Here is a 25,961-nt window from a genome sequence, read left to right as displayed (position 1 = left end):
GATTATTTAAATCCAAATAATATGTCGAATTCTGCTGTAGATAAATTTTCTGATCTAAAAAAGCGCTTATGGTTTTTACTATTAGCGTTAATTGTCTATAGAATTGGCGCTCATGTTCCTGTTCCTGGTATAGATCCTATTGTGTTGAAGGATCTATTCGAATCGCAAGAAGGCGGTGTCTTGGGGATGTTTAATATGTTTTCGGGGGGCGCCCTTTCACGATTTTCGATTTTTGCGCTTGGAATCATGCCTTATATTTCTGCGTCTATTATTATGCAATTAGGAACAGTTGCAATACCTTTCCTAGAATCTTTGAAAAAAGAAGGAGAAAGTGGCAGAAGAAAAATTACTCAATATACAAGATATGGCACCGTTGCTTTAGCATTGGTTCAAAGTTATGGAATTTCTATTGCGCTACAGTCGCAAGCGGGTTTAGTAATAAACCCGGGCGGAATGTTTACGATTACTACTGTTATTACATTAGTTACTGGCACAATTTTTTTAATGTGGCTGGGTGAACAGATCACAGAGCGTGGAATTGGTAATGGAATATCATTGATAATATTCGCGGGTATAGCTGCTGGTTTGCCAAGTGCTATTGGAGGTACTTTAGATTTAGTTAGTACAGGCTCGATGCATTTTTTAGTTGCTTTAGGAATTTTTATCGCTGCCGCTTGTGTCACTGGAATTGTTGTTTTTGTTGAAAAGGGACAAAGAAGAATTTTAGTTAATTATGCAAAACGCCAAATTGGACAAAAAGTTTATGGCGGCCAAAGTTCCCATTTGCCTTTAAAGCTTAATATGCCTGGTGTAATTCCACCGATTTTTGCTTCAAGCATAATTTTATTTCCAGCAACATTAGCTGGATGGTTTGCCAATAATGAATCTGTAACATGGCTGAAGGATATTAGCTCTGCATTATCTCCTGGGCAACCCATATATGTCATTTTATATGCCATGATGATCATTTTCTTCTGTTTTTTTTATACAGCTCTTGTTTTTAATCCTAAAGAGACTGCTGATAATCTTAAGAAAAGTGGAGCTTTTGTTCCGGGTATTAGGCCAGGAGAACAGACTACGCGTTATATCGAAAAGATTATGTTACGTTTGACACTATCGGGTTCGATTTACGTTACTTTAGTTTGTTTGTTACCTGAATTTTTGATTCTTAAATGGAATGTTCCATTTTATTTTGGTGGTACCTCTCTTTTAATTATTGTAATTGTGACAATGGATTTTATGTCACAAGTTCAGTCACATGTAATGTCGTCGCAATACGATAGCTTGCTTAAGAAAACTAATTTCAAAAGTAACCAAACGAAATTAACTACAAGATAAATATTTGGCATTTTTTGATGGCAAAAGAAGATACAATACAAATGCAAGGTGAAATTCTCGAAACTCTTCCCAATGCAACATTTCGAGTAAAATTAGAAAATGGACATATAGTGTTAGGACATATTTCTGGGAAAATGCGTATGCATTATATAAGAATTTTGCCGGGCGACAAAGTTACAGTTGACTTAACACCATATGATTTAACAAGAGCTCGCATCACTTTCCGAGCTAAATAGTAAAAAATCAAAATTACATAAACATATTATTATTACCAATTTTAATTATCAAATTTAATCTTATGAAAGTAAATGCTTCAGTTAAAAAATATTGCAGAAATTGCAAAATAATAAGACGTAATAGAGTTGTCCGAGTTATTTGCATAGATCCAAGACACAAACAGAGACAAGGTTAAACATAGAAAGTGAAAGCAAGATTATATAGGAAAATATAAATGGCACGTATTGCTGGCGTAAACATACCTAATCATCAACATGTTGGCATTGCTCTCACTGCAATTTATGGTATTGGTAGATCTAGTTCTAAGAACATTTGTCAAGCAGTGGGTATCGAAACTGATAAAAAATTAAAAGATCTTACAGAAGAGCAAATTGATCAATTGCGTGAATATGTAACTCGAATGACAATTGAGGGTGATCTTCGTCGTGAAATTTCGATGAATATTAAAAGATTAATGGATTTAGGATGCTATCGTGGATTACGACATAGGCGTGGTCTTCCTGTTCGTGGACAACGCACAAGAACAAATGCAAGAACTAGAAAAGGCCCTCGCAAAGCAATACGAGCTCGTTAACTATGTTAGATAAATAGTTGTAATTTTGGTGCCATAATGAATAAAACAAATTCACGTGTTAAGAAAAAAATCAAGAAAAATGTATCTGAAGGTATCGCTCATATACATGCTTCTTTTAATAATACAATAGTTACTATAACTGACAGGCAAGGAAATGCTCTATCATGGGCAACTTCAGGTGGGGCTGGATTTAAAGGATCAAGAAAAAGCACACCATTTGCTGCACAAGTTGCTGCTGAAACAGCAAGTAAAATAGCAATTGACTGTGGTGTTAGAAATCTTGAAGTTAAAGTAAAAGGCCCAGGTCCAGGTCGTGACTCTGCAGTAAGAGCTTTGAATGCGGCCGGTTTTAAAATTACTAGCATTTCAGATGTGACACCCGTACCCCATAATGGATGTCGACCACCTAAAAAACGCCGTATTTAAGGAGATATCTTGGCTCGAAATCTTGCACCAAAATGTAAACAATGCCGAAGAGAAGGTGAAAAATTATTCTTAAAAGGTGAAAAATGTTTTACTGACAAATGCGCTATAGAACGTAGGAATTACCCTCCTGGACAACATGGCCAAAAAAAGGGTCGATTGTCTGACTACGGCGGTCAGCTGCGTGAAAAACAAAAGGTGAAAAAAATCTATGGAATTTTAGAAAAGCAATTTCGTAATATTTATAAAGCAGCCGACAAGGAGCGAGGTATCACAGGCGATAACTTACTACAATTGTTAGAAAGCCGCCTTGATAATGTCGTTTATCATATGGGATTTGGATCTTCTAGATCGGAAGCACGTCAAATTGTTAGACACAACTGTATTTTAGTTAATGGTCATAGAGTTAATATACCTGCTTATTTAGTTAATGTTGGAGATACGATCGAAATTGATAAGAATGCAAAAAATCAATTACGTATTAAATCTTCTATTGAGATAGCCAGCAATCGAAATTTTCCTTCCTGGATAGATGTAAATGTTAGCGAAATGAAAGGTGTCTATAAAATGAAACCTGAACGTTCTGATTTACCTGCTTCTATTAATGAATCATTGATAATTGAATTATATTCAAAATAGTCATATAGATTTTTAAACATAAGGATTTTTTATGCTCGGTACGGAGCTGCTTACACCACGAATTATTGATGTTCAGAATATATCTCCTTTGCATGCCAAAGTTGTGATGGAACCCTTTGAAAGAGGTTATGGCCATACATTAGGTAATGCACTTCGAAGAATTCTATTATCTTCAATGTCAGGTTTTGCTCCAACAGAAGTAAAAATTGCAGGAATCGTTCATGAATATTCTGCTTTGGATGGAGTTCAAGAAGATATTGTTGATATTCTATTGAATATTAAAGGTATAGTCCTGAAACTTCATAATAATGATGAAGCTACTTTATATTTGAGGAAAAATGGAAAAGGTGTTGTTACTGCTGGCGACATCGAAGCTGGTCATGATGTTGAAATAATAAATCCAGAACACATTATTGCTCATTTGACTGCAGATAGTAAAATTAACATTGAATTGAGAGTTGAGAAAGGTAGAGGATTTGTTCCGGCGACAATTAGAAAAAATAAGAATACTGATAAAGACATAGGAACAATTTTTTTGGATGCCTCTTTTAGTCCCGTTAGACGTGTCAGTTACATTGTCGAAAGTGCTCGTGTAGAACAACGTACGGATTTGGATAAGCTGATTATAGATCTGGAAACAAATGGAGTTGTCGAACCAGAAGAAGCGATACGATACGCAGCCCGTGTTTTAGTTCAACAGCTATCTGTTTTTGCTGATTTGGAGAGTACTCCTATTCCAAAAGAAAAGCCTCAGATGCCTCAAATTGATCCAATTTTACTGCGCCCTGTTGATGATTTAGAACTAACTGTCAGATCTGCTAATTGTTTAAAAGTCGAAAATATTTATTACATTGGAGACTTGATTCAACGTACAGAAGCTGAGCTACTCAGAACCCCAAATTTAGGAAGAAAGTCTCTCAATGAAATCAAAGAGGTATTGGCGTCGAGAGAACTTACTTTAGGCATGAAGTTAGATAATTGGCCGCCTGCTAATTTAGAAAATATATCGAAGGATCAGAATCATGCGTCATAATAATGCGTTTAGGAAATTAAATAGAACTAGTAGTCATAGATTGGCAATGTTTCGTAATATGAGTAACTCTTTATTACGTCATGAAGTAATTACTACGACACTTCCAAAAGCAAAAGAACTTAGAAGTTATGTTGAACCTGTTATTACATTAGGTAAAAAACCGTCTTTATCTAATCGAAGGGCAGCTTTTAATAAACTTCGCGATCGCGAAATCGTAACAAAATTGTTTGATGAACTTGGACCACGTTATATTACTCGACCTGGTGGTTATGTCAGAATTCTTAAATTTGGATATAGAAAAGGTGACAACGCTCCAATGGCGCTTGTTGAATTACTTGATCGTCCAGTTGACGAAGTAGATGACAAGAATGAAATCAGTGAGGAATAAGACTGTTGCTGTTTCGTAATATGTATTTATCATTTTTATCACTAAATTACTACTAAAATATACTTTTATATATTTCATGTTTAAGAAAATTTGATAGTTTTGATGTAATTAAAATTAACTTATTAAATAGAAATAAAATTCTTGAGTTTATTCCATGTTACTCAAAGATATTTAATATAAAAATATTCAATATAATTGATTCTACGAATAATTATTTATTGAATAAATTTGATAAATCTGAGTACAATAATAATTTAATAGTTGTTGCAGCTTCTGAGATCCAATTTAACGGGCGCGGCCGTGAAAATCGTAAATGGTATGGTGGAACATTAGGTAATACTCTTACCTTTTCAATTTTATGGCGTTTCGAGAAGGGTGTTTCTTCTTTATCTGGTTTGAGCTTAGTAATTGGTATTGTTCTCGTACGTGTCTTAAGATCCTTTTCAGATAGTAATATTTACCTTAAATGGCCTAATGATATTCTGCATGATAATAGTAAATTGGCTGGTATATTAGTAGAACTTCGTGGAAAGATTCATGGGCCATCATTTGCTGTTATTGGAATTGGTATAAATTTTCATCTGCCATTCTCGATTAAATCTCACATCCAACAAAAAGTAACAGATTTATTTCAATGCACAGGCAAAGTGCATGATCGTAACGAAATACTTGGTGCACTTCTTGTTCAGCTATATATTGTTTTATCTGATTTTGTGAAATATGGATTCTCATATTTCAAAAATGAATGGATGAGTTATCATGCATATCAAGGAAAAAATGTGACACTGCTTTTTCCAGATAATAAATCAGTTGTTGGAGTTGTAGATGATGTAAATGATGACGGTTCTATTTGCTTAATAACACCTAATGGCAAACAGTCTTACAATACCGGTAATATCTCTATGCGCTTAAAAAATAATTAAGCGACCAATGAATCCCACTTTACTAATCATTGATTCTGGCAACTCCTGTGTAAAATGGGGATTGTTTGATAAAAATAATTGGTTATCTCAAAATACTGTTTCGTATGATGATATTTTTGAGTTAAAAAAAGAATTTAGTGTTTTATCTGAACCGAATTTAATTATTATTTCACACGTGGCACGAGATGAAACAAAAAATGAAATTTATAAGTCCATTTCACGCTGGTCCATACAACCAATATGGCACCATTCGCAATCCTATCAATGTGGTGTTTTAAATTGCTATTCAGATCCAAAGCAACTGGGTAGTGATCGTTGGGCAGCTTTAATTGCTGCTTGGAATATAGAACACAAGGCCTGTTTAGTTATTAACGCTGGTACTGCGTTAACTATCGATACACTGTCTGATAGCGGAAAATTCCTGGGGGGCGTTATTTTACCTGGTTTTGGTTTGATGCTTAATAGCCTTTATTCTGGTACTCAATTGAAACCTAATAAATCGGGTGTCTACCAAAATTTTCCCGTTAATACGCAAAATGCGATTCATAGTGGCATAATACAGAGCTTGGTAGGTGCTATTGATCGTATGTATGATATTTTATCTACTCAACCCACGCGTTCAACTATAAGCTGCATCATCAGTGGTGGAAACGCATTTTTGCTAAGCTCTTTCATTAAGTATCCTACTAAGATAATTGACAATTTAGTTTTAGAAGGATTGTTAGTGATTGCTAAGGATGAATTGAAAAGAAGAGAGCTGTACAGTTCTTAAAATATCATGCACTTATTCCAGAAAGCGACCTTTTATACCTCCATCAATGATATGCATGCATTACCACAGCATACTGGAGTTGAGATTGCCTTTGCTGGAAGATCTAATGCTGGTAAATCAAGTGCTATAAATACTTTGGCCAACAAAAACCGACTGGCTTTTGTGAGTAAAACACCAGGGCGCACACAGCATATTAATTTTTTTCGACTGGATGAGAATCAGTTTCTCGTTGATTTACCCGGATATGGATATGCGAAAGTTCCGGATAACATCCGCAAGCATTGGGAGGAGTTACTAAGTCGATATTTACAGACGCGCGAGTCACTTAAAGGCTTAGTATTGATTATGGATATCCGGCATCCATTCAAAGCGCTGGATATTCAGATGCTGGATTGGTTTATACCGACAGGAAAGACAGTCCATATCTTATTGACGAAAGCCGATAAATTGAGTAAACAACAAGCAAATATGACATTACAACATGCTAAGCAATACTTACATGAGTCCTATCCGGGCTGTAGCGTGCAGTTATTTTCTAGCTTAACTCGTAGCGGGATCGAGGATGCTACTTCCGTCATTAATTCTTGGCTAAATGCTGATTAGAATTTAGTGCTGAGCGATTCAAACTGTAAAAAAAGCCCCCGGCTAAAGGGGAGTAAAACCGGGGGGAATCGCCTTAATATCACACTAAGGCCCTGTCTCAGGGAGGAAAGACAGGGGGACGATCAAAATGTCCTTTGCTAAGAGACCTTATCGACTCGATTAGTTCCTCAAATTAATAGAATTATTTTTTATCGTATTATTTTTCCTAATTTTTATTTATGTCTTTTTATAGCCAATTTCCGCAAAAAAGAATGCGACGCATGCGTCGTGATGAATTTTCCCGCCGTCTCATGCAAGAAAATCATCTCCGCGCTGATGATTTGATTTATCCGGTATTTGTTTTGGATGGGAAGAATCGCAGCGAAGATGTGAAATCAATGCCTGGGATTGTCAGGCAAAGTTTGGATCTTTTAATGGCACAAGCGGAAAACTGTTTACGGCTTGGCATTCCCGCATTGGCTATTTTTCCGGTGATTGACGCTGAATTTAAGAATCTGACTGCGAGTGAAGCTTACAATCCCGATGGATTGGTGCCTAGGGTAGTGCAGCAACTGAAGCAGAATTTTCCCGAGCTAGGGATCATTACGGATATTGCGCTTGACCCGTATACCAGTCATGGTCAAGACGGTCTTATTGATCAGCACGGTTACGTTATGAACGATGAAACCGTGGATGTTCTGCGCCAGCAAGCGCTGGTGCATGCACAAGCAGGTGCTGATGTTGTCGCGCCTTCCGACATGATGGATGGGCGCATCGCGGCGATCCGGAATAGTTTGGATAGTCAGCAGTTTATTCATACCCGCATATTGGCGTATTCCGCGAAGTATGCATCGAGTTTTTATGGACCATTTCGCGACGCGGTTGGGTCAGCAGCGAATCTCGGCGCGGGGAATAAATACACTTATCAGATGGATCCGGCAAACTCGGATGAAGCTTTATGGGAAGTTGGGTTGGATTTGAACGAGGGGGCGGATATGGTGATGATTAAGCCTGGTATGCCTTATCTTGATATCGTGCGTCGTGTGAAGGATCAATTCGGTGCGCCCACTTTTGTATACCAGGTGAGCGGCGAGTATGCGATGCTTAAAGCTGCCGCGATTAACGGATGGTTAGATGAAGAGGCCTGTGTGCTGGAATCATTGCTTTCATTCAAACGTGCCGGTGCGGACGGAATATTAACGTATTACGCCATAGAAGCCGCAAGTTGGCTCAAGAAGAGACAATAAGCGATAAAATAATAGAGTATAAAGTTAGAACAGCTGATCTTGTAAATCCCGGGTAACTTTCGGTGTATATTCAACCGGATTTTCATTCAGCGGCGGGAGCTGTTCACTAAGGAAATACTCGGTCATATCTCCGCCGGATTCCCTGAATCCGGTGGCTGAATTAATTCTCGCGGCAACGACGCCATTGGGCGGTTTGTATTCTGCCATGGCGACGCCTTTCAACACAGGCCCCATGTAATCCATCCAAATCGGTAATGCGACGCGCCCGCCGGTTTCATTGTTTCCCATCGATTTAGGCTCGTCATATCCAGTCCAGGCAATGGTTACCAGGTCTTTTTGAAAACCGCAAAACCAAGCGTCGATAAAATTACTGGTCGTACCAGTTTTTCCCGCGAGATCGGTGCGTCCCAGTTGTTTGGCTTTGACTGCCGTACCCTGACTCACAACATCTTGCATCATGCTGGTCATGAGAAAGGCATTACGCGGATCGATCACACGTTTTGCGCCATTGGTGACCGAGACAGGTTGGAATTGTTCGATGGTGTTGCCTTTTTCATCTTCGATTTTCTTGATGAAATAAGGTGCAATGCGAAAACCGCCATTGGCAAAAACTGCATATCCGGCGGCCATTTGCATCGGTGTGACGGAACCCGAACCGAGTGCCATCGGTAAGTAGGGCGGATGACGGCTGGCATCGAAACCGAATCGCGTAATGTAATCTTGTGCGTACTGTATGCCGATCGCCTGCAAGATCCGGATCGACACAAGATTCTTTGATTTGGTTAACGCGGTGCGCATGCGCATCGGCCCTTCAAATTTTCCATCGAAATTTTTCGGTTCCCATAGCTGACTGCCAGTCTGGGCTGCGCTGAACGAGAGCGGGGCATCGTTGATAATGGTGGCTGGCGTGAAACCTTTCTCCAGTGCAGCCGAATAAATGAAAGGTTTGAAACTGGAGCCCGGCTGCCGCCATGCCTGTGTGACATGATTGAATTGGTTTTTATAGAAATCAAATCCACCGATCAATGCACGGATAGCGCCATCATTAGGGTCGATAGAAACAAGCGCCGCTTCTATTTCCGGTAGTTGAACGATATGCCAGACATTCTTCTGATTTTTTTGCACACGGATTAATGCACCGGGGGTAATGTATTTTTTACCGGGATCTTTTTTCTCCGCCAAAAATTTCTGTGCGAATTTTAGTCCATCGCCGGTGATTTCAATGAACTCTCCACCCTTTTTATAAGCCTGGACAGAATTCGGTTTAGCCGCTATGACAACAGCGGCATAAATATCATCGCTATCGTTGATTTCATCCAGCGCATCGTCCAGTGTTTTTTCTTGATTACCGCCATATTTCATCAGATCGATATAAGCCTCTGGACCGCGATAACCGCGGCGTTTGTCGTACTCGATCACATTTTTACGGAGCGCCTGATAAGCGGCTTCCTGATCCAGCTGCCGCAGCGTGGTATAGACCTTGATCCCTTTATCGTAGGTTTCTTCCTGATATCGATCATAGATGACCTGGCGGACCATTTCTGCCACATACTCGGCACGCATGGCGAAGGCAGACGATTGCTTCTTCACGGGAACGGGTTGTTTTTCCAATTCACTCAATTCGTTACTGGAAATGTAATTGAGTTTATGGAGCCGGCCCAATACGTACAATTGCCGGCTTTTAGCCCGCTTAGGATTACTGATCGGGTTATAACTGGAAGGCGCCTTGGGCAATCCGGCCAGCATGGCGGCTTCTACGATATTGATCTCTTGTAATGACTTACCGAAGTAGGTATGTGCCGCCGCTGCAAAACCATAACTGCGATGCCCGAGGTAAATTTGATTCACATACAATTCTAGGATTTTGTCTTTGCTGAGGCTGTGTTCAATCTTAAATGCCAGTAGCGCTTCGCTGAGTTTCCGGGTTAGTGTCTTTTCCCTGGTCAGAAAAAAATTCCGGGCGACTTGCATGGTGATCGTACTGGCGCCTTGGCGGACACTGCCCGCGGAGAAATTGGAATAAGCCGCACGCAATACACCCAAATAATCGACCCCGCCATGTTCGTAAAAGCGATCATCTTCCGCCGCAAGAATGGCCTGTTTCAGATGCTCCGGCACTTCAGAGATACTGACGACGTTTCTCCGTTCCGCGCCAAACTCACCGATCATCTGACCTTCTTCACTGTATATGCGTAAAGGTATTTTCGGGCGGTAGTCCGTCAGTGTATCCAGTGATGGCAGATTGGAGTAAATGACCAGTCCGGCAAAACCTGCCAGTAGCACGCCGATCAAACCTAATGCGGATAATGTGACAAAAAGATAGTACAACCAGCGAGCAAACATGAATAATTAAATGATGAAACGGTTAAAATACAAAATTATAGGGGGTATATCTACTGTTTTTCTTTGAATAGGATTTTTCGAATTCTGTCAGAATCAACACCGGCTTTTTAATTTGCTGAATAAACTTGGATTTATCTTGATAATGGGTAGTAGTTTACCTATATTCAGCTTTAACAGGGTAATTTATAATGCGCGAGTATCGCTTCTAACAGGCCAATGTTCAAGGGAAATTTTGCTATCAATTTAGACTTCTTAAAGCTGAAGTCGCCACCATTGATCGGAGTGGACATCAGTTCCTCATCCGTGAAGATGGTTGAGTTATCGATGATTGGCAGAGACAATCAAGCTTACCGCATCGAACGCTATGTCATAGAATCCTTGCCGGCTGACGCCATGCAGGACGGTGGAATTGCCAATATGGAAGCAGTGACCGAAAGCCTGCGGCGCGGCTGGAAGCGGATGGGAACGCGGCAAAAGAATGTGGCGCTCGCACTGCCCGCGACGGATGTGATTACCAAGAAAATTGTAGTGCCAGCCGGGCAACGCGAGGAAGACCTGGTTTTTCAAGTAGAGAATGAAGCCAGTCAATACATTCCTTTTCCGCTGGATGAAGTGGATCTGGATTTTCAAGTAACCCGATCCGTTCCGGATAACCCGGAAGAAGTCGAAGTCCTGATTGCGGCTTCGCGTAAGGAAAAAGTAGAGGATCGTGTGGCTGCCGCGCTTGCAGCCGGTATGAAGACAGTGATCGTGGATGTTGAACCTTATGCGGCACAGGCAGCATTTGAATTAACGTTGCGTCAATTACCGGGCGGCGGAAAAGATCAAGTGATTGCGCTGGTTGATATTGGCGCGACTGTCATGAAGGTCAATGTGCTATTGAATGATGAATCACTCTATACGCGCGACCAGCACTTCGGCGGCGATCAACTGACACAGGAAATTCACAATCAATTTAATCTGTCACTGGAAGAATCGGAGGCTGCCAAGCGCGGCGGGAGTCTGCCGGGAAATTACCAAGCGGAAGTCTTGCAACCGTTTTGCGAGACCCTGGCGATTGAAGTGATGCGCGCCATTCAGTTCTTTTACACTTCAACGCAATATACTGAAGTAAATTATATTTTTATAGCGGGAGGATGCGCTGTCATACCCGGATTGGATGCCATCATTGCCGCACGGACGCAGGTCAGTACGATTGTTGTGAATCCTTTTGCAAATATGGAATTATCAAGCCGAATCATTTCGCGGCAACTAAACCAAGATGCACCTTCTCTTTTGATCGCCTGCGGTCTGGCTTTGCGGAGCTTTGATCCATCATGATCCGCATCAATCTGCTGCCTCACCGTGAACTGAAGCGCAAAGCACAGCAACAACAAATCGCGATTCTGGCCGGTGTGGCCGGTTTTCTGGGGATTGCGGCTGTCTGGAGTGTTTATGCGATGATCGACGACGAAATAGAAAATCAAAATGCCCGTAATCAGTATTTGCAGAGCCGGATCGCTGTACTGGATACAGAAATTGCTGAAATCAGAAATATCAAAACGCAAACTCAGGAGCTGCTGTCGCGCAAACTGGTGGTGGAAACCTTGCAGAACAGCCGCTCTGAAGTGGTGCACTTGCTGGATCAACTGGTAAGACTGCTTCCCGATGGCGTGTATCTGCAAAGTGTGAAGCAGAACGATCAGATTATTACGCTTATCGGATATGCGCAATCCAATGCCTGGGTGTCCATGCTGATGCGTAATCTTGAATCATCGCCCTGGCTGGAATCCCCACTACTGGTAGAAATTAAGGCGATAACAGTTAATAACATCCGTCAGAACGAATTCAATATGAGAATCAAGCTCAGAAGGACATCGATTGACGATGTGCAGAATTCACCAGCCAATCCCGCTGGAAAATTGTAAGGCTAAGGTATGAATGATTTGCTTATTGAATTGCGTCAGCTTGATATCAATCAAGCAGGGAGCTGGCCGGTAGCATTTAAAATAGCTGCTCTGGTCATTTTATTCGTTGTCATCGTGATAGCCGGTCATTTCCTGGTGTGGCAAGATCAGACCGAAACGTTGGAGAAAATCCAAGCTGAGGAAGAAACATTAAAAAATACTTATCTTCTTAAAAAAAGAAGCGCGGTTAACTTACCGGCATTACGCGCGCAGCTGGAAGAAATAGAGCAATCGCTGAGTGCCATGTTGAAGCAACTGCCGGATAAATCCGAAATGGAAGCGTTGCTGGTCGATATCAATCAGGCAGGCTTAGGCCGCGGATTGCAATTTGAACTATTTAAACCGGCCGAGAAGGAAACGATCAACGCATTTTATGCCGAACTGCCGGTTTCGATCCGGGTCACAGGCGGTTATCATGATATTGGCGCTTTTGCTAGCGATATCGCGCGATTGCCGCGAATTGTCACGCTCAATGACATTACGATTGCTCCAGGTACCGATGGAAAATTGGTATTGGATGCGATTGCAAAGACCTACCGTTATTTGGATGAAGATGAAATAGCCAAGCAAGCTAAGGGTAAATGAATGATGATAAGAAACCTATGCCTGTTAGTATTACTTGCAATAGCTTTGGTGACAATGACTGCTTGCAGTCAAAATGACTATAGCGATCTGGAAGCTTTTATTCAAAGCTCTGGCGAAGGCTTGAAAGGTCAGGTCGATCCGCTTCCCGAAATTAAACCGCATCAATATTTTACTTATCAAGCTTTCGACATTCCCAGCCCCTTCGTACCCCGTAAAAATGGTCAAGTGCAGGCAGTTGCCAGTGGAATTCAGCCTGATTTAACCAGGCGCAAGGAGGTTTTGGAATCCTTTCCGCTGGAAAATTTATTGATGGTTGGAACATTGCAGCAACATGATATGATTTTCGCCCTGATTAAATCCCCGGATGGCACACTGTACCGCGTGAAAGCCGGTAATTATTTAGGACAAAATTTCGGAAAAATTAACCATATTTCGGAATCAGAAGTTAAACTATTGGAGATTGTGCAGGATGGAGCGAATGAATGGACTGAGAAAACGAGTACACTCATGCTGAAAAATTAGAAATAAAACAACCCTAAAGCTACCAATAATGATGAAAAGATATGGTCTCAACATCGTATTAGCAGCACTGTTGATTTGTTTTGCGACGGCAATTTTTGCGCAACAAACGATAACTGCGGAAACACCGCCCAATAGTATCCGTTCCATCGATATTTCCACTTTTCTGAATGGCGAGGTCATCGTCAAACTTGCCTTAGATCAACCGCTTTCCGTTCTCCCGGCGGGAGTTGCATTAGATAACCCGCATCGCATTTATTTCGATTTTCATCAGGTCGCCAATGGTTTGGGCAGAAATGTGCAAGAAGCTGCCGAGGGTGACTTACGCAGCGTCAATATTGTGCAAGTTGGGGATCGCACCCGGCTGGTGATGAATCTGGCAAGGCTCATGCGGCACGACATCCGTGCACAGGAGAACATTCTTTTTGTCCGGCTCGTGAGCGTACCAGAGAACCCGGCAACCGCCACCGTCATCCGGTTTGCGGAAGAAATGCCCAATCAGCATATGAACAGTTTGCAAGATATCGATTTCCGCCGTGGCACAAAGGGGGAAGGCCGGATTGAAGTGGATATGACAAAGTCGGGTGCGAGTGTTGATGTGCAAACCCAAGGCGATGATGTATTCGTCGAGTTTGTCGATACATTGCTGCCCGGTAGCTTGAAAAAACGCTACGACGTGGTCGATTTTGCCACTCCCGTGCAAACCATCGAAGCATCGAAGAAAGGTAATAACGTCCGGATGCATGTGAAATCCGGCGGGCGCTGGGAACATTCGGCGCGGCAAACCGGTACCCGGTTTGTTCTGGAAATCCGCGCATTGAGCGAAGATGAAGAAGAAATTGCAAAGAAGCAGCGGGCCAACGGCGGATATACTGGGGAAAGACTGTCGCTTAATTTTCAGGACGTGGAAGTGCGCGCGGTTCTGCAAGTCATTGCTGATTTTACCAATCTGAATATCATTGCCAGCGATTCCGTTGCGGGCAATCTCACGCTGCGGTTGAAAGATGTTCCGTGGGATCATGCGCTCGACATCGTGTTGCAGGCGCAAGGTCTGGATAAACGTAAGACCGGCAACGTCATTTTTGTCGCACCGCGAAAGGAAATGGCGGACAGGGAATTGCTTGATGTGGAAGCGAAGATGCAAATCGCCGATATGGAACCGCTGCGTTCGGAGATTTTCCGCTTGAATCACCGCAGGGTTAATTCCATGTCGTTTGAAAGCATGCTCAGCAAACGCGGCACGATCAATGTGGATGAAATCAGCAATACGATTACCGTTACCGATATTCCGGCTAGATTGGATGAAATTAAGAAACGTATTCAGAAACTGGATATTTTTGAAAGACAAGTCATGATCGAAGCCCGTATTGTGGAAGCAACAGACTTATTTAGCCGTAATCTGGGAGCCCGTTTCGGGATTCAGAATTCAACCAATCTGGGAAGTCAGGGGCTTGGGATCTCGGGCAATTTGAACGATTCGAGTGCTTTAGCTGGCGGCGGTTCAGCGGGAGGGGGGAGCAATCTGAATGTTAATTTGCCCGCGGCAGCTGCGACCGGATTGCTAGGTGGACCTGCAGCTCTAGGATTGAGTTTGTTAAAGATTAACAATAACCGCCTCATTAATTTGGAACTGTCCGCGCTGGAAACTGATCAGAAAGGACGGGTTATTGCGAGTCCACGCGTTGTGACCGCGCACGGTGTGGAAGCAATTATCGAACAAGGGGACCGGGTGCCGTATCAACAGGCGACCAGCAGCGGTGCCACCAGTATCCGTTTCATGGACGCTACGCTGCGGTTAAAAGTGAAACCGCTGATTACCTATAATGGCCAGATCGACATGGAGCTCAATGTCAATCAGGACAAGATCGGTACTGCAATCAACCAGTTTTTGCCGCCGCCGATCAATACCAAGCAGGTCACGACCAAGGTTCTGGTAGAAAACGGTGGAACGGTGGTGATTGGCGGTATTTTTGATCGCACTGAAAACGAAGTGGTGAACAAAGTGCCGATGCTGGGCGATATCCCGGTACTGGGCTACGTTTTCCGTAATACCACTAAAGTCGATAATAAACGTGAATTGCTGATTTTTGTAACGCCGCGCATCTTGAGCGAAAATCTCAATCTTCAGTAATTGCCGGTTATTGTCCCGACGGAAATCCAATTTGCCGCCATGCTTCATAAACCACAATGGCGACGGCGTTGGATAGATTCAGACTGCGGCTGGTTGCCACCATCGGCACCCGGATGCGTTGTTGCTCCGGAAAAGTTTCCATGATGTGAGCCGGCAAGCCGCAGCTTTCCGAACCAAACAGAAAAACATCCCCGGCGGTATACGCTATTGTGTCGTAGCGCTGTTTTCCCTTCGTAGTGATCGCAAACAGGCGCTGTCCTTGCAGATGCTGATTGCACTCGGTCCAGTCTTCATGGACTTTGATCGAAGCAAATTCATGGTAGTCCAGACCGGCGCGAATCAATTGCTTATCCTGCAGCGGGAAACCGAGTGGCTTGACCAAATGCAGTTGTGTGCCGGTATTGGCGCACAGGCGGATGATATTACCCGTATTGGGTGGAATTTCAGGTTGATGCAAAACGATATGAAACATACGGCTATCAAAGTGTGTTGATTAGAATGAAGTCAAAGGACCGGTTTGCTTTATTTCCGGCAAGGCTCTGGCAATCACCCAATTGCTGATTTCAGTAGCACCCTGCCGTTGCAATACTTTGGCCAGTTCGTTGAGTGTCGCGCCGGTTGTCATGACATCGTCAACCACCGCCACATGCTTGCCGGATAAATCCATTGTACAGCTAAAAGCCTTACGGATATTTTTCGGCCGCTCCTTCCACGGCAACCCGGCTTGCGGCAGCGTATGTTTGATGCGGCTGCAACCATCCGGCAGCAGGGTAATGCTGGTTTGCTTGGCGATGTAACGGGCGATTTCCATCGCTTGATTAAAGCCACGCTCGCGTAGCCGGATCGGGTGCAGCGGCATCGGCACGATGACATCAGGCATCGTTTCTACCGCCTCTAACCGGGCAATGAACAGATGGGCAAGAACCGGTGCGATCGCCAGATTGGTTTGATATTTTAATGCATGGATCAGTGCATCGGCAGGAAAAGTATAGCGCAGCGCTGCAATCGTGCGCGTGAATGCGGGCGGCTTTTTCAAGCAAGCGCCGCAGATTTCCCCCGCCGGTACCGGCCGTAGGCAAACAGGACAATGGTGATCGGGCAATTGCGGTAAATCGCGGTAACACGCTGCGCAGAAATCCTGAGCGCTGGCGGTGCCGCATAGCAGACAATTTTTCCGGATCCAGATCGGCATCGCATTTAATCCATTGTTTAAAAATCGGCGGTGGTAAAATAACCCGCATGAATACAATACTGGGTTTCTAAGGCTATCGGCAATGGGCGCGATCGCTGCAGCATTTAAACAGCACAATAGGTAAATTGATATGAACTTGGATTCACTGACAAGCAACGAAACACAAAACGATCTGGGCGGGATGACCGGAAAATCGCAAGACTCGGCGCACTGGAGCGTAGCGGATATTGAATCATTGCTGAATGCGCCGTTCAACGATCTGATCTATCGCGCGCAAAGCGTGCACCGGCAATATCACGACGCCAATGGCGTGCAATTATCGACACTGATTTCCGTAAAAACCGGCGGCTGCCCGGAAGATTGCGGTTATTGCCCGCAAGCGGCGCGTTATCACACCGGCGTTGAGAATCAGGACCTGCTGTCGCTGAACGAAGTGGTCTCTGCCGCGTCTGCCGCAAAAGCCAAAGGCGCGTCGCGCTTCTGTATGGGAGCTGCCTGGCGTGGCCCGAAACAGCGCGATATCGAGAAAATGACCGAGATGGTGCGCGCAGTCAAATCGCTGGGCATGGAAACCTGTGCCACGCTGGGTTTATTGAAACCGGGGCAGGCGCAGCAACTCGGTGAAGCCGGTTTGGATTATTACAACCACAACCTCGATACCGCGCCGGAATTTTATGAAGAAATCATCACCACGCGGCAGTATGAGGATCGTTTGAATACCTTGCAGGAAGTGCGTGAAGCCGGTATCAACGTGTGTTGCGGCGGCATTGTCGGCATGGGCGAGACGCGCCGTTCGCGCGCTGGATTGATCGCGCAATTGGCCAATCTGAATCCATATCCGGAATCGGTGCCGATCAATCATCTGGTACAAGTCAAGGGTACGCCGCTGTACGGTACGGAAGCGCTCGATCCGCTCGAATTCGTACGCACCATCGCCGCGGCGCGGATCACCATGCCGAAAGCGATGGTGCGGTTGTCCGCAGGACGGCAAGAAATGTCCGATGCGATTCAAGCGCTGTGCTTCCTGGCCGGTGCCAATTCCATTTTCTACGGCGACAAATTGTTGACGACCGGCAATCCCGAAACCGATCGCGACCGCATGTTATTGGATAAGCTGGGGCTGCACGCGCTGTCGTAGATGTTTGCAGATCTGGCTGAGCAACTGCGCATACGTGAACAAAAAGGTCTGCGGCGCACCCGGCAAATCGCCGATTCCTCGCAAGCAAGCCATATCACGATTGATGGGTGCGATTATCTGGCGTTCAGCAGCAACGATTACCTGGGACTTGCCAACCACCCGGAACTGATCGCATCGGCTTGTGACGGCGCCCGTCTATACGGCGTTGGCGCGGGCGCCTCACACTTGGTCAACGGTCATAGCGCCGCGCATCATGATCTCGAAGCCGCGCTGGCGGCATTTACCGGATTCCCGCAAGCGTTATTGTTTTCCACCGGCTATATGGCCAATATCGGCATGGTCACGGCGTTAGCCGGGCGCGAAGATGCGGTTTTCGCCGACAAACTGAACCATGCCTCGCTGAACGACGCGGCTTTACTGTCGCGCGCGCAATTCATCCGCTATCCGCATTGTGATCTAGCCGCGCTGGAACAACGTCTGGCCACAGTCCAAGCGCGGCGCAAGCTGGTCATTTCCGACGCCGTGTTCAGTATGGAAGGGGATATCGCACCGGTCCGGCGATTGATCGCATTGTGCGAACGCTACCATGCATGGCTGTTATTGGACGATGCGCATGGTTTTGGCGTACTGGGCGAGCAGGGGCGCGGCAGCTTATTTTTGTCGAAAAATGCGCATTCCCATTCGCCGAATCTCGTTTACATGGCGACACTCGGCAAAGCGGCCGGTGTATTCGGCGCATTCGTCGCGGCACAGCCGGAAGTGATCGAAACCCTGATTCAATCGGCACGCAGCTATATTTACACCACCGCCACACCGCCGTTGCTGGCGCACGCATTGTTGACCAGTGTGCGTTTGATCGAACAGGATGAATGGCGGCGCGAGGCGCTGCAGCGTAATATTGCGCAATTGAAACAGGGTTTGCAGACGTCACCTTGGAAACTGTTGCCTTCCATGACACCGATTCAGCCTTTGCTGATCGGTGATAGCGTTGAAGCCGTGCGCATCAGCCAAGGATTGCGTGAGCGCGGCATACTGGTTCCGGCCATTCGTCCGCCGACAGTGCCACAGGGTACGGCCCGCCTGCGCATTTCCTTATCCGCCACACATCAGCCGGACGATATTCAGCGCCTTGTCCGGGCTTTGCACGATTTGGCGCCGTCATGACGTCATTGCATATCGAAACCCTGGGGCAGGGTCCTGATCTCGTGTTGCTGCACGGTTGGGCGATGCATAGCGGCATTTGGGGCAGTGTTCGCGATGAATTAGCACAACGGTTCCGTGTGCATCTGGTCGATTTGCCCGGACATGGTTTGAGTCCCGCGAGCGAGCCCGGGACGTTGGATCATTTGGTCGGCATGGTAGCCGGAATGTTACCGGAACGCTGTATGCTCGGTGGCTGGTCGCTGGGCGGGCAAGTGGCGATGGAATTGGCGGTGCGCGAGCCGCAGCGTGTCGATAAGCTGGCGCTGATCTCGACCACACCGTGTTTTGCCAAACGCGACGACTGGGAATGGGGCATGGAGCGCAAATTGCTGCAATTGTTTCTGGAAAACTTGAAACTCAATTACTCCACCACGATCAATCGCTTTCTGACATTGCAAATGAGCGGCGATCGCGATGCCAGCAAGATTCTATCGCAATTGCGTAAAAGTTTTTTCCAGCGTGGCGAGCCCGATCCCGATGCATTGGAAAAAGGCTTGCGGATTTTGCAGCACAGCGATTTACGCGAACGCATCGTAACCATCAAACAACCGGTTTTAATCGTGCATGGTGAAAACGATGTGATTACCCACCCGGCAGCGGCCGATTGGATGCACCGGCAATTGCCGCAATCGCAGCAGGTGATGTTTGCGCACTGCGGCCACGCGCCGTTTTTATCTTACCCCGAACAATTTGTGGCTCATCTCAATGCATTCCGGACAAATTCTTGACAAGAAACAACTGCGTGCCGCGTTTGAACGCGCCTCGGCCAGTTACGACCAAGCGGCGGTGCTGCAACGCGAAATCAGCAACCGCATGCTGGCGCGCTTGGAATACATCAAATATAAGCCCGATGTGGTTCTCGACGCGGGCAGCGGTACCGGTTACGGCAGCCAGCAACTGGTCAAACGATATCCCAACAGCCAATTGATTGCGGTCGATATTGCCTGGGCGATGCTCACGCACGCGCGCCCCAACACCGCCTGGTGGCAACGTTTGCTGCCGTTGCAGCAGCGCAGCGATTACGTGTGCGGCGATATCGAGCAACTGCCGTTCAAAAACGAAAGCGTCGGACTGATCTGGTCGAACCTTGCGCTGCAATGGTGCAACGACCTGGATCGCACCTTTGCCGAAATGCACCGCATTCTGCGCGCCGATGGATTGCTGATGTTCAGTACCTTCGGTCCGGATACCTTGAAGGAACTGCGCCAGGCGTTTGCGAAGATCGACGGCTATAACCACGTCAACCGCTTTGCCGACATGCACGACATCGGCGATCTGCTGGTCAACAACCGCTTCTCCACGCCGGTGATGGACATGGAATACATCACCTTGACGTACGACGATGTGATCAGCGTGATGCGCGACCTCAAAGCCATCGGTGCGCACAACGTCATCCAGGGACGGCGGCAGGGATTGATGGGAAAAAATAAGTGGCAGCAAGTCATCGGCGAATACGAAACGCTGCGCCGCGACGGTAAGTTACCGGCCACGTTTGAAGTGGTGTACGGCCATGCCTGGAAGCCGTTCGACCCGCGTTCGATCCTGACACCGGAAACGCGGCGGCAATTGGGATTGCCGCCTTAATATGGGGCAAGGCTATTTCGTCACCGGCACCGATACCGGCATCGGCAAAACCACCGTCAGTTGCGCGTTGTTGCGTGCGTTGGCCGCGCAAGGTCACAAAGTCATCGGCATGAAACCGATCGCCGCAGGCGTCGAAAATGGAAAATGGCACGATGTCGAGCAACTGCTCGCTGCTAGCAACGTGAATGTAACGCGTCAGCAAATCAACCCGTACGCATTCGACCCGCCCATTTCGCCGCACCTTGCTGCGCAACAAGCGGGCAGGGAAATCGACCTGACGGTGATTCAACAAGCTTACCAAACACTCAGCGCCCAAGCGGATAGGGTTGTCGTCGAAGGCGTTGGTGGATTTCTGGTGCCGGTTAATCAGCATCAGACTGGCGCGGATTTAGCACGAGCACTGAATCTGCCAGTGATCTTAGTGGTTGGTATGCGTCTGGGTTGTTTGAATCACGCATTACTGACGGCTCAAGCGATCAAGGCAGCCGGTTTGACCTTGGCAGGGTGGGTGGCCAACTGCATTGATCCGCAGATGCTGGCTGTAGCGGAAAATATCGTCACGTTGGAACAACGGCTGGATGCTCCGCTGCTTGTGGTAGTGCCGTTCGATGTGGAAGTCAATGCGCCAGCAAGCGCAAAATTGCTCGATATTAATAAGCTGGAAATACTGTGATAATTCCTTGCTATTCAGGTGTTTGAATACATTTGGGAATGATAATCTGTGCTCAGTTTTCTGAGCAAGGATATGATCGATCCGCTACCTACCTGACCACTCCAATCCGGAATCAGAAAAATAAGTTGAGAGTGCGTTCACGCGTCACCTTCTGTCGCCTTGCTCAGGCATCATGATTTTCACCGGCATACCCGCCGGTCAATCAAATATGGAGGAAAATTATGAACACTCAATTGCAAAATCTGATTAACCGGCAGCGTCAGCGCATGCGCGACCTGCGCGACGATGCTCACGATCTTGCCAACACAGTAGCTGATGAAGTATGGGACAAATTCGAAGTCGAGATTGAGGAGGTAACAGCAGACGGTTTCATGTTCGACCTGGCCACGAACACGCAAATGGCTCTCTGCGGCATGCTGGCACTGAGCTACGACGAAGCTTTCGAACATCACGTGCTTGATTTGTTTGAACGGCAAGAAAATGAACTGCGAGAAGGTGGCGCCAGCGAAACAGACTTCGATAGCGCACGAATCAGTCTCACGGGCCTGCGCAAGAGTTTGAAGCTGCGCACCCATGCCGACGACCTGATCGGTCAGGCCATCGAACGCGCCAAACCGGGACTGATCGGCATGCTGCTTCTCTCCAGCGATCCATGCTCCGATGCCTGGGATCGCGAGCTAAACAACAATGCCAGCCGCTTGCGCAAAAATTTACTCGGGTTGCGCGAAAAGATCATCGAATCGATTCGCGAAGAAACCCGCACCATCATCCAGACTGCCCGGTTAGGATATGTTGACATGCTTGACACATTGTCTGGCAAAGTTGATGCATCGCAAAGCAATCCGGGTGCGGCTTGACATTATGGCTGACCGAAGTGGCGTCGCCGGTCGGCGGGCATCATAAATTGAACAGCATTTGGAAAACTGTATAACAAAACGAAAAAATAAGGATAAATCCATGAGTCGACTTGTTTCACGACAGACCACGCTGCAACGGCAACTTCAAGAGGTGCGTGACATCCATGCACGTCACCACCTCGACCAAAGCAACATCGATGAACTCTCTCCGCTCATCGAGCATTTCGAGATTCGCGTTCCGCTGATCGGCGCCTTCAGCTGCGGCAAATCCAGCCTGCTCAATGCGTTGCTGGGAGAGCGTCTGCTGGCCACTGCCGTCACGCCGGAAACCGCCGTCCCCACCGAGTTGCGTTACGGCCCCGAGCGCCACTTTGTTGGCTGCTTGCCCGATGGCCGCCGGTTTCCCCTGGAAGAAGCCGGCCTGCGGGAAAACTACCTTTCCTCGCTGGTTCCCGATGGCTGGGTCGAAGCGCAAATACCCAGTCCGGCACTGGCCTCCCGGCAACAACTGGTGCTGGTCGACCTGCCGGGATGGGATTCCGGCATTGCCGCCCACGAGCGTGTCATTGACGGCTATGTTGAACGCAGTCTCGCTTATGGCGTAATGATCGGAGTAGAAGAAGGTACCTTGCGCGACAGCTTGCGCCGCGCCTTGCTCGAACTGGCCATTGCCAAAATGCCCGTGATCTTGATTGTTTCCAAGACCGACAATCGCCCGCCAGAAGACGTGCAAGCCGTGGTTGACCATTTGCGCGATGCCGTCACCGCACTGATGGGCCGCGAACCTTTGGCCGTGGTTGTGACCTCGGCGCGCAAGAAAGACCTCGGCACACTCGAAACCGCCCTCGACAGCTTGCAAGCCCAAGCAGGCGAAATTTTCGAAACTCGCATCGTTGGCGCTTATCGGAATAATCTACAACACGCCGCGCAGCACCTCGGTTTGCTTGCCAACCAGGAAAACAAGGACGCAGACCGTATCCAGGCCGGCATCGACAAACTCGAGCAGGATATCCGCGCCTTCGATACCCGCCTGCAAAAAGAAACCGAAGCACTGCAAGCACAGATCGGCCCCATCCTTGGCACCATTCGCTTGCGCGTCGAAAGCGCCCTTTCCGATCGTCTCGAAACGCTGACGTCACATGCCTTAAACGGCCAAGACATCAGCGACGACATCCTCGGCACGGCCCGCCTGGTCATATCCGAAGCCCTGCGGCAAGAATTCGAGCCTGCCATACAACGCTATCTCGACCGCCTGGTCGATGCTCTGCCCAGCCGGCTCGATTTCAAGCTGAATCTCGGCAACATCAAAATGTCCGGTGACGCGAACAGCGACGGTGAATTCCGCTGGAAGGAGTTGGGTACACTTCTCGCTCCATTGTTACGTCAGATACCTCATCCACTTGGTAAACTGCTCGCCCCATGGTTGCCTTTACTTGCCGCGCTCTTTGATAATCACGCCGATCGACAGCGGCAAAAAATCGAGGCCGCGCGCCAGCGGGAAGAAGTCCGCAGCCGCATCCACGCCGCCTTGAGCGACGCCACCCGGCAAATCGATGCCCAACTTCGTCCGGTCTTGAGCGAACAGGTGATAAAGGCGCAAGCCGAAGTTGCTCGCAACATCGAAGCCGAACGCGCGGAAGTGAAGAAAACCCTGACCACACTTGTCGCCGCACTGCAACAAGGCGAAGCCGAAATCGCCGCTCTGCGCCAGCGCGCTCAGGCCGACCTCGATCAACTGCTCGTCATGATCGCAGAAATCACCTCCGCCACTTGAAATGGAGACCCTCATGCCACTTGAAAATATTGATCCCGCCATCCTGCAGCAACGCTACGGCCTGCTTTGCCGCGCCCTGCAAGCCACGCCGGGACTGAACGATCCCCAACCGGCGTTGGATACTGTCAGTCGGCTCGATGACCTCATCCACCGCGAACTGCTTGAACTTGCCCGGCTTGGCAGCCCGAACGACTTTGCCGACATCTATCTCGGTTTTGCCCGCGAACTTGCCCGCTTTCGTGAATTCTGCGCCGACCCGCGCCTGGCCGGAAAAACCGTCGTTGCCTTCGGCGGCCCGTTTTCCGCCGGTAAATCCAGCCTCATCAACGCCCTGACCGGCAAGAAACTGCTGGTGGTGGAAGTCGACCCCACCACAGCGCTGCCTGCCTACGTGCTGGCGGGTGAGAGCGACGCCGTGCATGCTCTCAATCTCCATCGTCTGCGCGTGCCACTTACCGATGATGAGCTCGCCAGTCTCACCCACGACGAACCCCACCGCTACGGCAGCCAGGTGTCGCGCGCGCTCGGCGCCGCCTTCATCACCCGGCAAGACTTCCCCTGGGAGAACCTTGCCTTCGTCGACACCCCCGGCTACACCGGCCGCGCCACGGCGGGCGACCGCACCGATGCCGATCTCGCCGCCACGCAACTATCCGGCGCTCACGCCATCGTCTGGGTGACTTCCATCAAACAGGGCGACCTCACCGAAGAAGACCTCGCTTTCCTCGCCCGGCTTGACCCAGCCATCCCGCGTCTCATCGTCGCCAGTCATGCCGACGAACTCACTGAAAGCGACCGCGACGCCGTGATCGAACGCATGCGCGAAACACTGGCCGCACGCAACTTACCCATACTCGGCGTATTGGCCGTTTCCGCCCGGCCGCGCCATGCCGGATTGCTCGCCCCGCTGCGTGCCCAACTCGCCGCCTGGAACCAGACGCCCCGCCGGCAGCGCTTCGCGCATCGCTTCAAGATGCTGTTCACCCGCTACCAGCGCGGGCTGGAACGCGAAGCCGCCGCCGCCCGTTGGCAACTGCACCGCATCAATCGTATCGCTACCCTGGCCGATGGCGAACTCGCCAGCGATGCGGGTGAACTCAAGACCATGATCGACGAGCGCATGGAAACGCTCAAAAAGGTGGAAGCGCGCCTGCGCGAACTGCGCGGCCGCTTCTTCGGCGAACTCAAGCGCGTCGGCGATATCGTCGGCATCCCCTTACCTGAACCGCATGAAGTGGAGTTGCTGGAACTGGGGCGCAGCAACCTGCTGGAACAACTTGTAGCGCTACGCAAGCAAGAAGGACGGGAAGAGCTTGATATCCGACGGGCACTTGTCAGCCTGCAAGCCAAAGTTGAGGCTATGAATCTTCAATCCGTTGACAATAGCAATCCTCTCTCAAATTCTTCAATATCTTTGATACTCCTTGCAAAGGGAAAAACACTTAACCAGTATTCTCTACATGATCACGCCATTGCATCATGTGACGAGCACACACGCAGACAATACGCATTATTTTTGGCTGCCGCACTGACGACACAATCGGCTATTTCCAAGTCTCAAACCCGTTTGCTTTACCTGCTGCTCAATTCTTTGAAACTTGGTGATATTCGTAGGCAACTCTTTGAGCAAGCCTATGGTCTCAAACCTGAGTCATTACTTGAGCCTATACACCTTATTCTTACTCACAAGGAAGGACTCGAGAATCGACTTTTGATCGATATGCTAGTTCTGCTACGCATTGATACTCAACTAAACGATGAAATGATTTCTGTCATAAGTGAGCTTGCATCCGCATTTGATCTAGAAGAGGCTCATTTAGAGAAACTAGGGCCTGTTAACGCTATTTGATATAATTTGGT

The 25,961-nt window shown here is 47.4% G+C and carries 28 protein-coding genes; 25 read left to right on the top strand and 3 right to left on the bottom strand.

Annotated elements, in window-relative coordinates; genetic code table 11:
- Positions 1-21 precede the first annotated feature (21 nt).
- The 12 genes from secY to hemB all read left to right on the top strand — a co-directional run bounded on the left by secY (position 22) and on the right by hemB (position 8,156).
- Complete coding sequence (gene secY / locus R2083_RS10715; RefSeq protein WP_317538433.1) at positions 22-1,338, top strand: preprotein translocase subunit SecY; 1,317 nt, start codon at positions 22-24, stop codon at positions 1,336-1,338.
- Positions 1,339-1,355: 17 nt separating this feature from the next.
- Positions 1,356-1,574 (top strand): translation initiation factor IF-1, encoded by a 219-nt coding sequence (gene infA, locus R2083_RS10710; RefSeq protein WP_013966779.1) that lies wholly within the window; start codon positions 1,356-1,358, stop codon positions 1,572-1,574.
- 62 nt (positions 1,575-1,636) lie between these two features.
- A complete protein-coding gene (rpmJ, locus tag R2083_RS10705) occupies positions 1,637-1,750 on the top strand; it encodes a 50S ribosomal protein L36 (protein ID WP_090319434.1) in 114 nt (37 codons plus the stop codon).
- 39 nt (positions 1,751-1,789) lie between these two features.
- Positions 1,790-2,149, top strand: a complete 360-nt coding sequence (gene rpsM, locus R2083_RS10700) for a 30S ribosomal protein S13 (RefSeq protein WP_317531253.1) — start codon at positions 1,790-1,792, stop codon at positions 2,147-2,149.
- A 36-nt stretch (positions 2,150-2,185) separates the two neighbouring features.
- Positions 2,186-2,575 (top strand): 30S ribosomal protein S11, encoded by a 390-nt coding sequence (gene rpsK / locus R2083_RS10695; protein ID WP_317531252.1) that lies wholly within the window; start codon positions 2,186-2,188, stop codon positions 2,573-2,575.
- A 9-nt stretch (positions 2,576-2,584) separates the two neighbouring features.
- On the top strand, positions 2,585-3,211 hold the full coding sequence (gene rpsD, locus R2083_RS10690) for a 30S ribosomal protein S4 (RefSeq protein ID WP_317531251.1): 627 nt from the start codon (positions 2,585-2,587) through the stop codon (positions 3,209-3,211).
- A gap of 31 nt (positions 3,212-3,242) precedes the next feature.
- Complete coding sequence (locus R2083_RS10685) at positions 3,243-4,244, top strand: DNA-directed RNA polymerase subunit alpha (RefSeq protein WP_317531250.1); 1,002 nt, start codon at positions 3,243-3,245, stop codon at positions 4,242-4,244.
- Complete coding sequence (gene rplQ / locus R2083_RS10680) at positions 4,234-4,632, top strand: 50S ribosomal protein L17 (protein WP_317531249.1); 399 nt, start codon at positions 4,234-4,236, stop codon at positions 4,630-4,632. Before R2083_RS10685 ends, rplQ begins: the two co-directional genes overlap by 11 nt.
- Positions 4,633-4,691: 59 nt before the next feature.
- A complete protein-coding gene (locus R2083_RS10675) occupies positions 4,692-5,555 on the top strand; it encodes a biotin--[acetyl-CoA-carboxylase] ligase (protein WP_317538999.1) in 864 nt (287 codons plus the stop codon).
- 7 nt (positions 5,556-5,562) lie between these two features.
- Positions 5,563-6,327 carry a type III pantothenate kinase gene (locus R2083_RS10670; RefSeq protein WP_317538432.1) on the top strand — a complete coding sequence of 255 codons (765 nt, stop codon included), beginning with the start codon at positions 5,563-5,565 and terminating at the stop codon, positions 6,325-6,327.
- A gap of 6 nt (positions 6,328-6,333) precedes the next feature.
- The gene (gene yihA / locus R2083_RS10665) at positions 6,334-6,930 is read left to right on the top strand and encodes a ribosome biogenesis GTP-binding protein YihA/YsxC (RefSeq protein ID WP_317538431.1); all 597 of its coding nucleotides are present in this window, start codon (positions 6,334-6,336) and stop codon (positions 6,928-6,930) included.
- Between the two features lie 218 nt (positions 6,931-7,148).
- Entirely contained in the window at positions 7,149-8,156 is a 1,008-nt protein-coding gene (hemB, locus tag R2083_RS10660) for a porphobilinogen synthase (RefSeq protein WP_317538430.1), read from the top strand.
- A 24-nt stretch (positions 8,157-8,180) separates the two neighbouring features.
- Here hemB and R2083_RS10655 read toward each other — a convergent pair whose 3' ends face one another.
- Positions 8,181-10,499, bottom strand: coding sequence for a penicillin-binding protein 1A (locus tag R2083_RS10655; RefSeq protein WP_317538429.1), 2,319 nt, complete (start codon positions 10,497-10,499; stop codon positions 8,181-8,183).
- A 216-nt stretch (positions 10,500-10,715) separates the two neighbouring features.
- Between R2083_RS10655 and R2083_RS10650 the strand changes: the two genes are divergently transcribed.
- From R2083_RS10650 to R2083_RS10630, 5 genes are read left to right on the top strand one after another with little or no spacing between them, the layout of a single operon-like run.
- Complete coding sequence (locus tag R2083_RS10650) at positions 10,716-11,819, top strand: pilus assembly protein PilM (protein ID WP_317531244.1); 1,104 nt, start codon at positions 10,716-10,718, stop codon at positions 11,817-11,819.
- The gene (locus R2083_RS10645; RefSeq protein WP_317531243.1) at positions 11,816-12,406 is read left to right on the top strand and encodes a PilN domain-containing protein; all 591 of its coding nucleotides are present in this window, start codon (positions 11,816-11,818) and stop codon (positions 12,404-12,406) included. Before R2083_RS10650 ends, R2083_RS10645 begins: the two co-directional genes overlap by 4 nt.
- Before the next feature lie 9 nt (positions 12,407-12,415).
- On the top strand, positions 12,416-13,030 hold the full coding sequence (locus tag R2083_RS10640; RefSeq protein WP_317531242.1) for a type 4a pilus biogenesis protein PilO: 615 nt from the start codon (positions 12,416-12,418) through the stop codon (positions 13,028-13,030).
- Positions 13,031-13,552 (top strand): pilus assembly protein PilP, encoded by a 522-nt coding sequence (locus tag R2083_RS10635; RefSeq protein ID WP_317531241.1) that lies wholly within the window; start codon positions 13,031-13,033, stop codon positions 13,550-13,552. It begins immediately after the preceding gene.
- A 28-nt stretch (positions 13,553-13,580) separates the two neighbouring features.
- Entirely contained in the window at positions 13,581-15,680 is a 2,100-nt protein-coding gene (locus tag R2083_RS10630; RefSeq protein WP_317538428.1) for a type IV pilus secretin PilQ family protein, read from the top strand.
- Positions 15,681-15,687: 7 nt separating this feature from the next.
- Here the strand turns inward: R2083_RS10630 and trmL are convergent, their stop codons facing one another.
- Both trmL and R2083_RS10620 read right to left on the bottom strand, forming a co-directional pair.
- A complete protein-coding gene (gene trmL, locus R2083_RS10625) occupies positions 15,688-16,152 on the bottom strand; it encodes a tRNA (uridine(34)/cytosine(34)/5-carboxymethylaminomethyluridine(34)-2'-O)-methyltransferase TrmL (protein WP_317538427.1) in 465 nt (154 codons plus the stop codon).
- Between the two features lie 21 nt (positions 16,153-16,173).
- Positions 16,174-16,872, bottom strand: a complete 699-nt coding sequence (locus R2083_RS10620) for a ComF family protein (protein ID WP_317538426.1) — start codon at positions 16,870-16,872, stop codon at positions 16,174-16,176.
- Between the two features lie 181 nt (positions 16,873-17,053).
- Between R2083_RS10620 and bioB the strand changes: the two genes are divergently transcribed.
- From bioB to R2083_RS10580, 8 genes are all read left to right on the top strand, one after another.
- Positions 17,054-18,010, top strand: a complete 957-nt coding sequence (gene bioB / locus R2083_RS10615; RefSeq protein WP_317538998.1) for a biotin synthase BioB — start codon at positions 17,054-17,056, stop codon at positions 18,008-18,010.
- The gene (bioF, locus tag R2083_RS10610; RefSeq protein WP_317538425.1) at positions 18,011-19,174 is read left to right on the top strand and encodes an 8-amino-7-oxononanoate synthase; all 1,164 of its coding nucleotides are present in this window, start codon (positions 18,011-18,013) and stop codon (positions 19,172-19,174) included. It begins immediately after the preceding gene.
- Positions 19,171-19,941, top strand: coding sequence for a pimeloyl-ACP methyl ester esterase BioH (gene bioH, locus R2083_RS10605; RefSeq protein WP_317538424.1), 771 nt, complete (start codon positions 19,171-19,173; stop codon positions 19,939-19,941). The genes bioF and bioH overlap by 4 nt, the downstream gene beginning before the upstream one ends.
- The gene (gene bioC / locus R2083_RS10600; protein ID WP_317531235.1) at positions 19,919-20,797 is read left to right on the top strand and encodes a malonyl-ACP O-methyltransferase BioC; all 879 of its coding nucleotides are present in this window, start codon (positions 19,919-19,921) and stop codon (positions 20,795-20,797) included. The genes bioH and bioC overlap by 23 nt, the downstream gene beginning before the upstream one ends.
- 1 nt (position 20,798) lies before the next feature.
- Positions 20,799-21,470, top strand: a complete 672-nt coding sequence (bioD, locus tag R2083_RS10595; protein ID WP_317538423.1) for a dethiobiotin synthase — start codon at positions 20,799-20,801, stop codon at positions 21,468-21,470.
- A gap of 221 nt (positions 21,471-21,691) precedes the next feature.
- Positions 21,692-22,327: a hypothetical protein gene (locus tag R2083_RS10590; RefSeq protein WP_317538422.1), complete on the top strand. Its 636-nt coding sequence runs from the start codon at positions 21,692-21,694 to the stop codon at positions 22,325-22,327.
- Between the two features lie 100 nt (positions 22,328-22,427).
- Positions 22,428-24,101: a dynamin family protein gene (locus tag R2083_RS10585; RefSeq protein ID WP_317538421.1), complete on the top strand. Its 1,674-nt coding sequence runs from the start codon at positions 22,428-22,430 to the stop codon at positions 24,099-24,101.
- Positions 24,102-24,114: 13 nt separating this feature from the next.
- Complete coding sequence (locus R2083_RS10580) at positions 24,115-25,950, top strand: dynamin family protein (RefSeq protein ID WP_317538420.1); 1,836 nt, start codon at positions 24,115-24,117, stop codon at positions 25,948-25,950.
- Positions 25,951-25,961 lie beyond the last annotated feature (11 nt).

This window comes from Nitrosomonas sp. Is35, assembly GCF_033063295.1.
Classification (GTDB): domain Bacteria; phylum Pseudomonadota; class Gammaproteobacteria; order Burkholderiales; family Nitrosomonadaceae; genus Nitrosomonas.
The sequence above is the reverse complement of the archived record's forward strand: the minus strand, read 5'-3'. Positions and strand labels throughout refer to the sequence as shown.

Coding starts and splice junctions, on each gene's coding strand:
- secY (WP_317538433.1), top strand. CDS start 22: ATGTCGAATTCTGCTGTAGATAAATTTTCTGATCTAAAAAAGCGCTTA.
- infA (WP_013966779.1), top strand. CDS start 1,356: ATGGCAAAAGAAGATACAATACAAATGCAAGGTGAAATTCTCGAAACT.
- rpmJ (WP_090319434.1), top strand. CDS start 1,637: ATGAAAGTAAATGCTTCAGTTAAAAAATATTGCAGAAATTGCAAAATA.
- rpsM (WP_317531253.1), top strand. CDS start 1,790: ATGGCACGTATTGCTGGCGTAAACATACCTAATCATCAACATGTTGGC.
- rpsK (WP_317531252.1), top strand. CDS start 2,186: ATGAATAAAACAAATTCACGTGTTAAGAAAAAAATCAAGAAAAATGTA.
- R2083_RS10685 (WP_317531250.1), top strand. CDS start 3,243: ATGCTCGGTACGGAGCTGCTTACACCACGAATTATTGATGTTCAGAAT.
- rplQ (WP_317531249.1), top strand. CDS start 4,234: ATGCGTCATAATAATGCGTTTAGGAAATTAAATAGAACTAGTAGTCAT.
- R2083_RS10670 (WP_317538432.1), top strand. CDS start 5,563: ATGAATCCCACTTTACTAATCATTGATTCTGGCAACTCCTGTGTAAAA.
- yihA (WP_317538431.1), top strand. CDS start 6,334: ATGCACTTATTCCAGAAAGCGACCTTTTATACCTCCATCAATGATATG.
- hemB (WP_317538430.1), top strand. CDS start 7,149: ATGTCTTTTTATAGCCAATTTCCGCAAAAAAGAATGCGACGCATGCGT.
- R2083_RS10655 (WP_317538429.1), bottom strand. CDS start 10,499: ATGTTTGCTCGCTGGTTGTACTATCTTTTTGTCACATTATCCGCATTA.
- R2083_RS10650 (WP_317531244.1), top strand. CDS start 10,716: ATGTTCAAGGGAAATTTTGCTATCAATTTAGACTTCTTAAAGCTGAAG.
- R2083_RS10645 (WP_317531243.1), top strand. CDS start 11,816: ATGATCCGCATCAATCTGCTGCCTCACCGTGAACTGAAGCGCAAAGCA.
- R2083_RS10640 (WP_317531242.1), top strand. CDS start 12,416: ATGAATGATTTGCTTATTGAATTGCGTCAGCTTGATATCAATCAAGCA.
- R2083_RS10635 (WP_317531241.1), top strand. CDS start 13,031: ATGATGATAAGAAACCTATGCCTGTTAGTATTACTTGCAATAGCTTTG.
- R2083_RS10630 (WP_317538428.1), top strand. CDS start 13,581: ATGATGAAAAGATATGGTCTCAACATCGTATTAGCAGCACTGTTGATT.
- trmL (WP_317538427.1), bottom strand. CDS start 16,152: ATGTTTCATATCGTTTTGCATCAACCTGAAATTCCACCCAATACGGGT.
- R2083_RS10620 (WP_317538426.1), bottom strand. CDS start 16,872: ATGCCGATCTGGATCCGGAAAAATTGTCTGCTATGCGGCACCGCCAGC.
- bioB (WP_317538998.1), top strand. CDS start 17,054: ATGACCGGAAAATCGCAAGACTCGGCGCACTGGAGCGTAGCGGATATT.
- bioF (WP_317538425.1), top strand. CDS start 18,011: ATGTTTGCAGATCTGGCTGAGCAACTGCGCATACGTGAACAAAAAGGT.
- bioH (WP_317538424.1), top strand. CDS start 19,171: ATGACGTCATTGCATATCGAAACCCTGGGGCAGGGTCCTGATCTCGTG.
- bioC (WP_317531235.1), top strand. CDS start 19,919: ATGCATTCCGGACAAATTCTTGACAAGAAACAACTGCGTGCCGCGTTT.
- bioD (WP_317538423.1), top strand. CDS start 20,799: ATGGGGCAAGGCTATTTCGTCACCGGCACCGATACCGGCATCGGCAAA.
- R2083_RS10590 (WP_317538422.1), top strand. CDS start 21,692: ATGAACACTCAATTGCAAAATCTGATTAACCGGCAGCGTCAGCGCATG.
- R2083_RS10585 (WP_317538421.1), top strand. CDS start 22,428: ATGAGTCGACTTGTTTCACGACAGACCACGCTGCAACGGCAACTTCAA.
- R2083_RS10580 (WP_317538420.1), top strand. CDS start 24,115: ATGCCACTTGAAAATATTGATCCCGCCATCCTGCAGCAACGCTACGGC.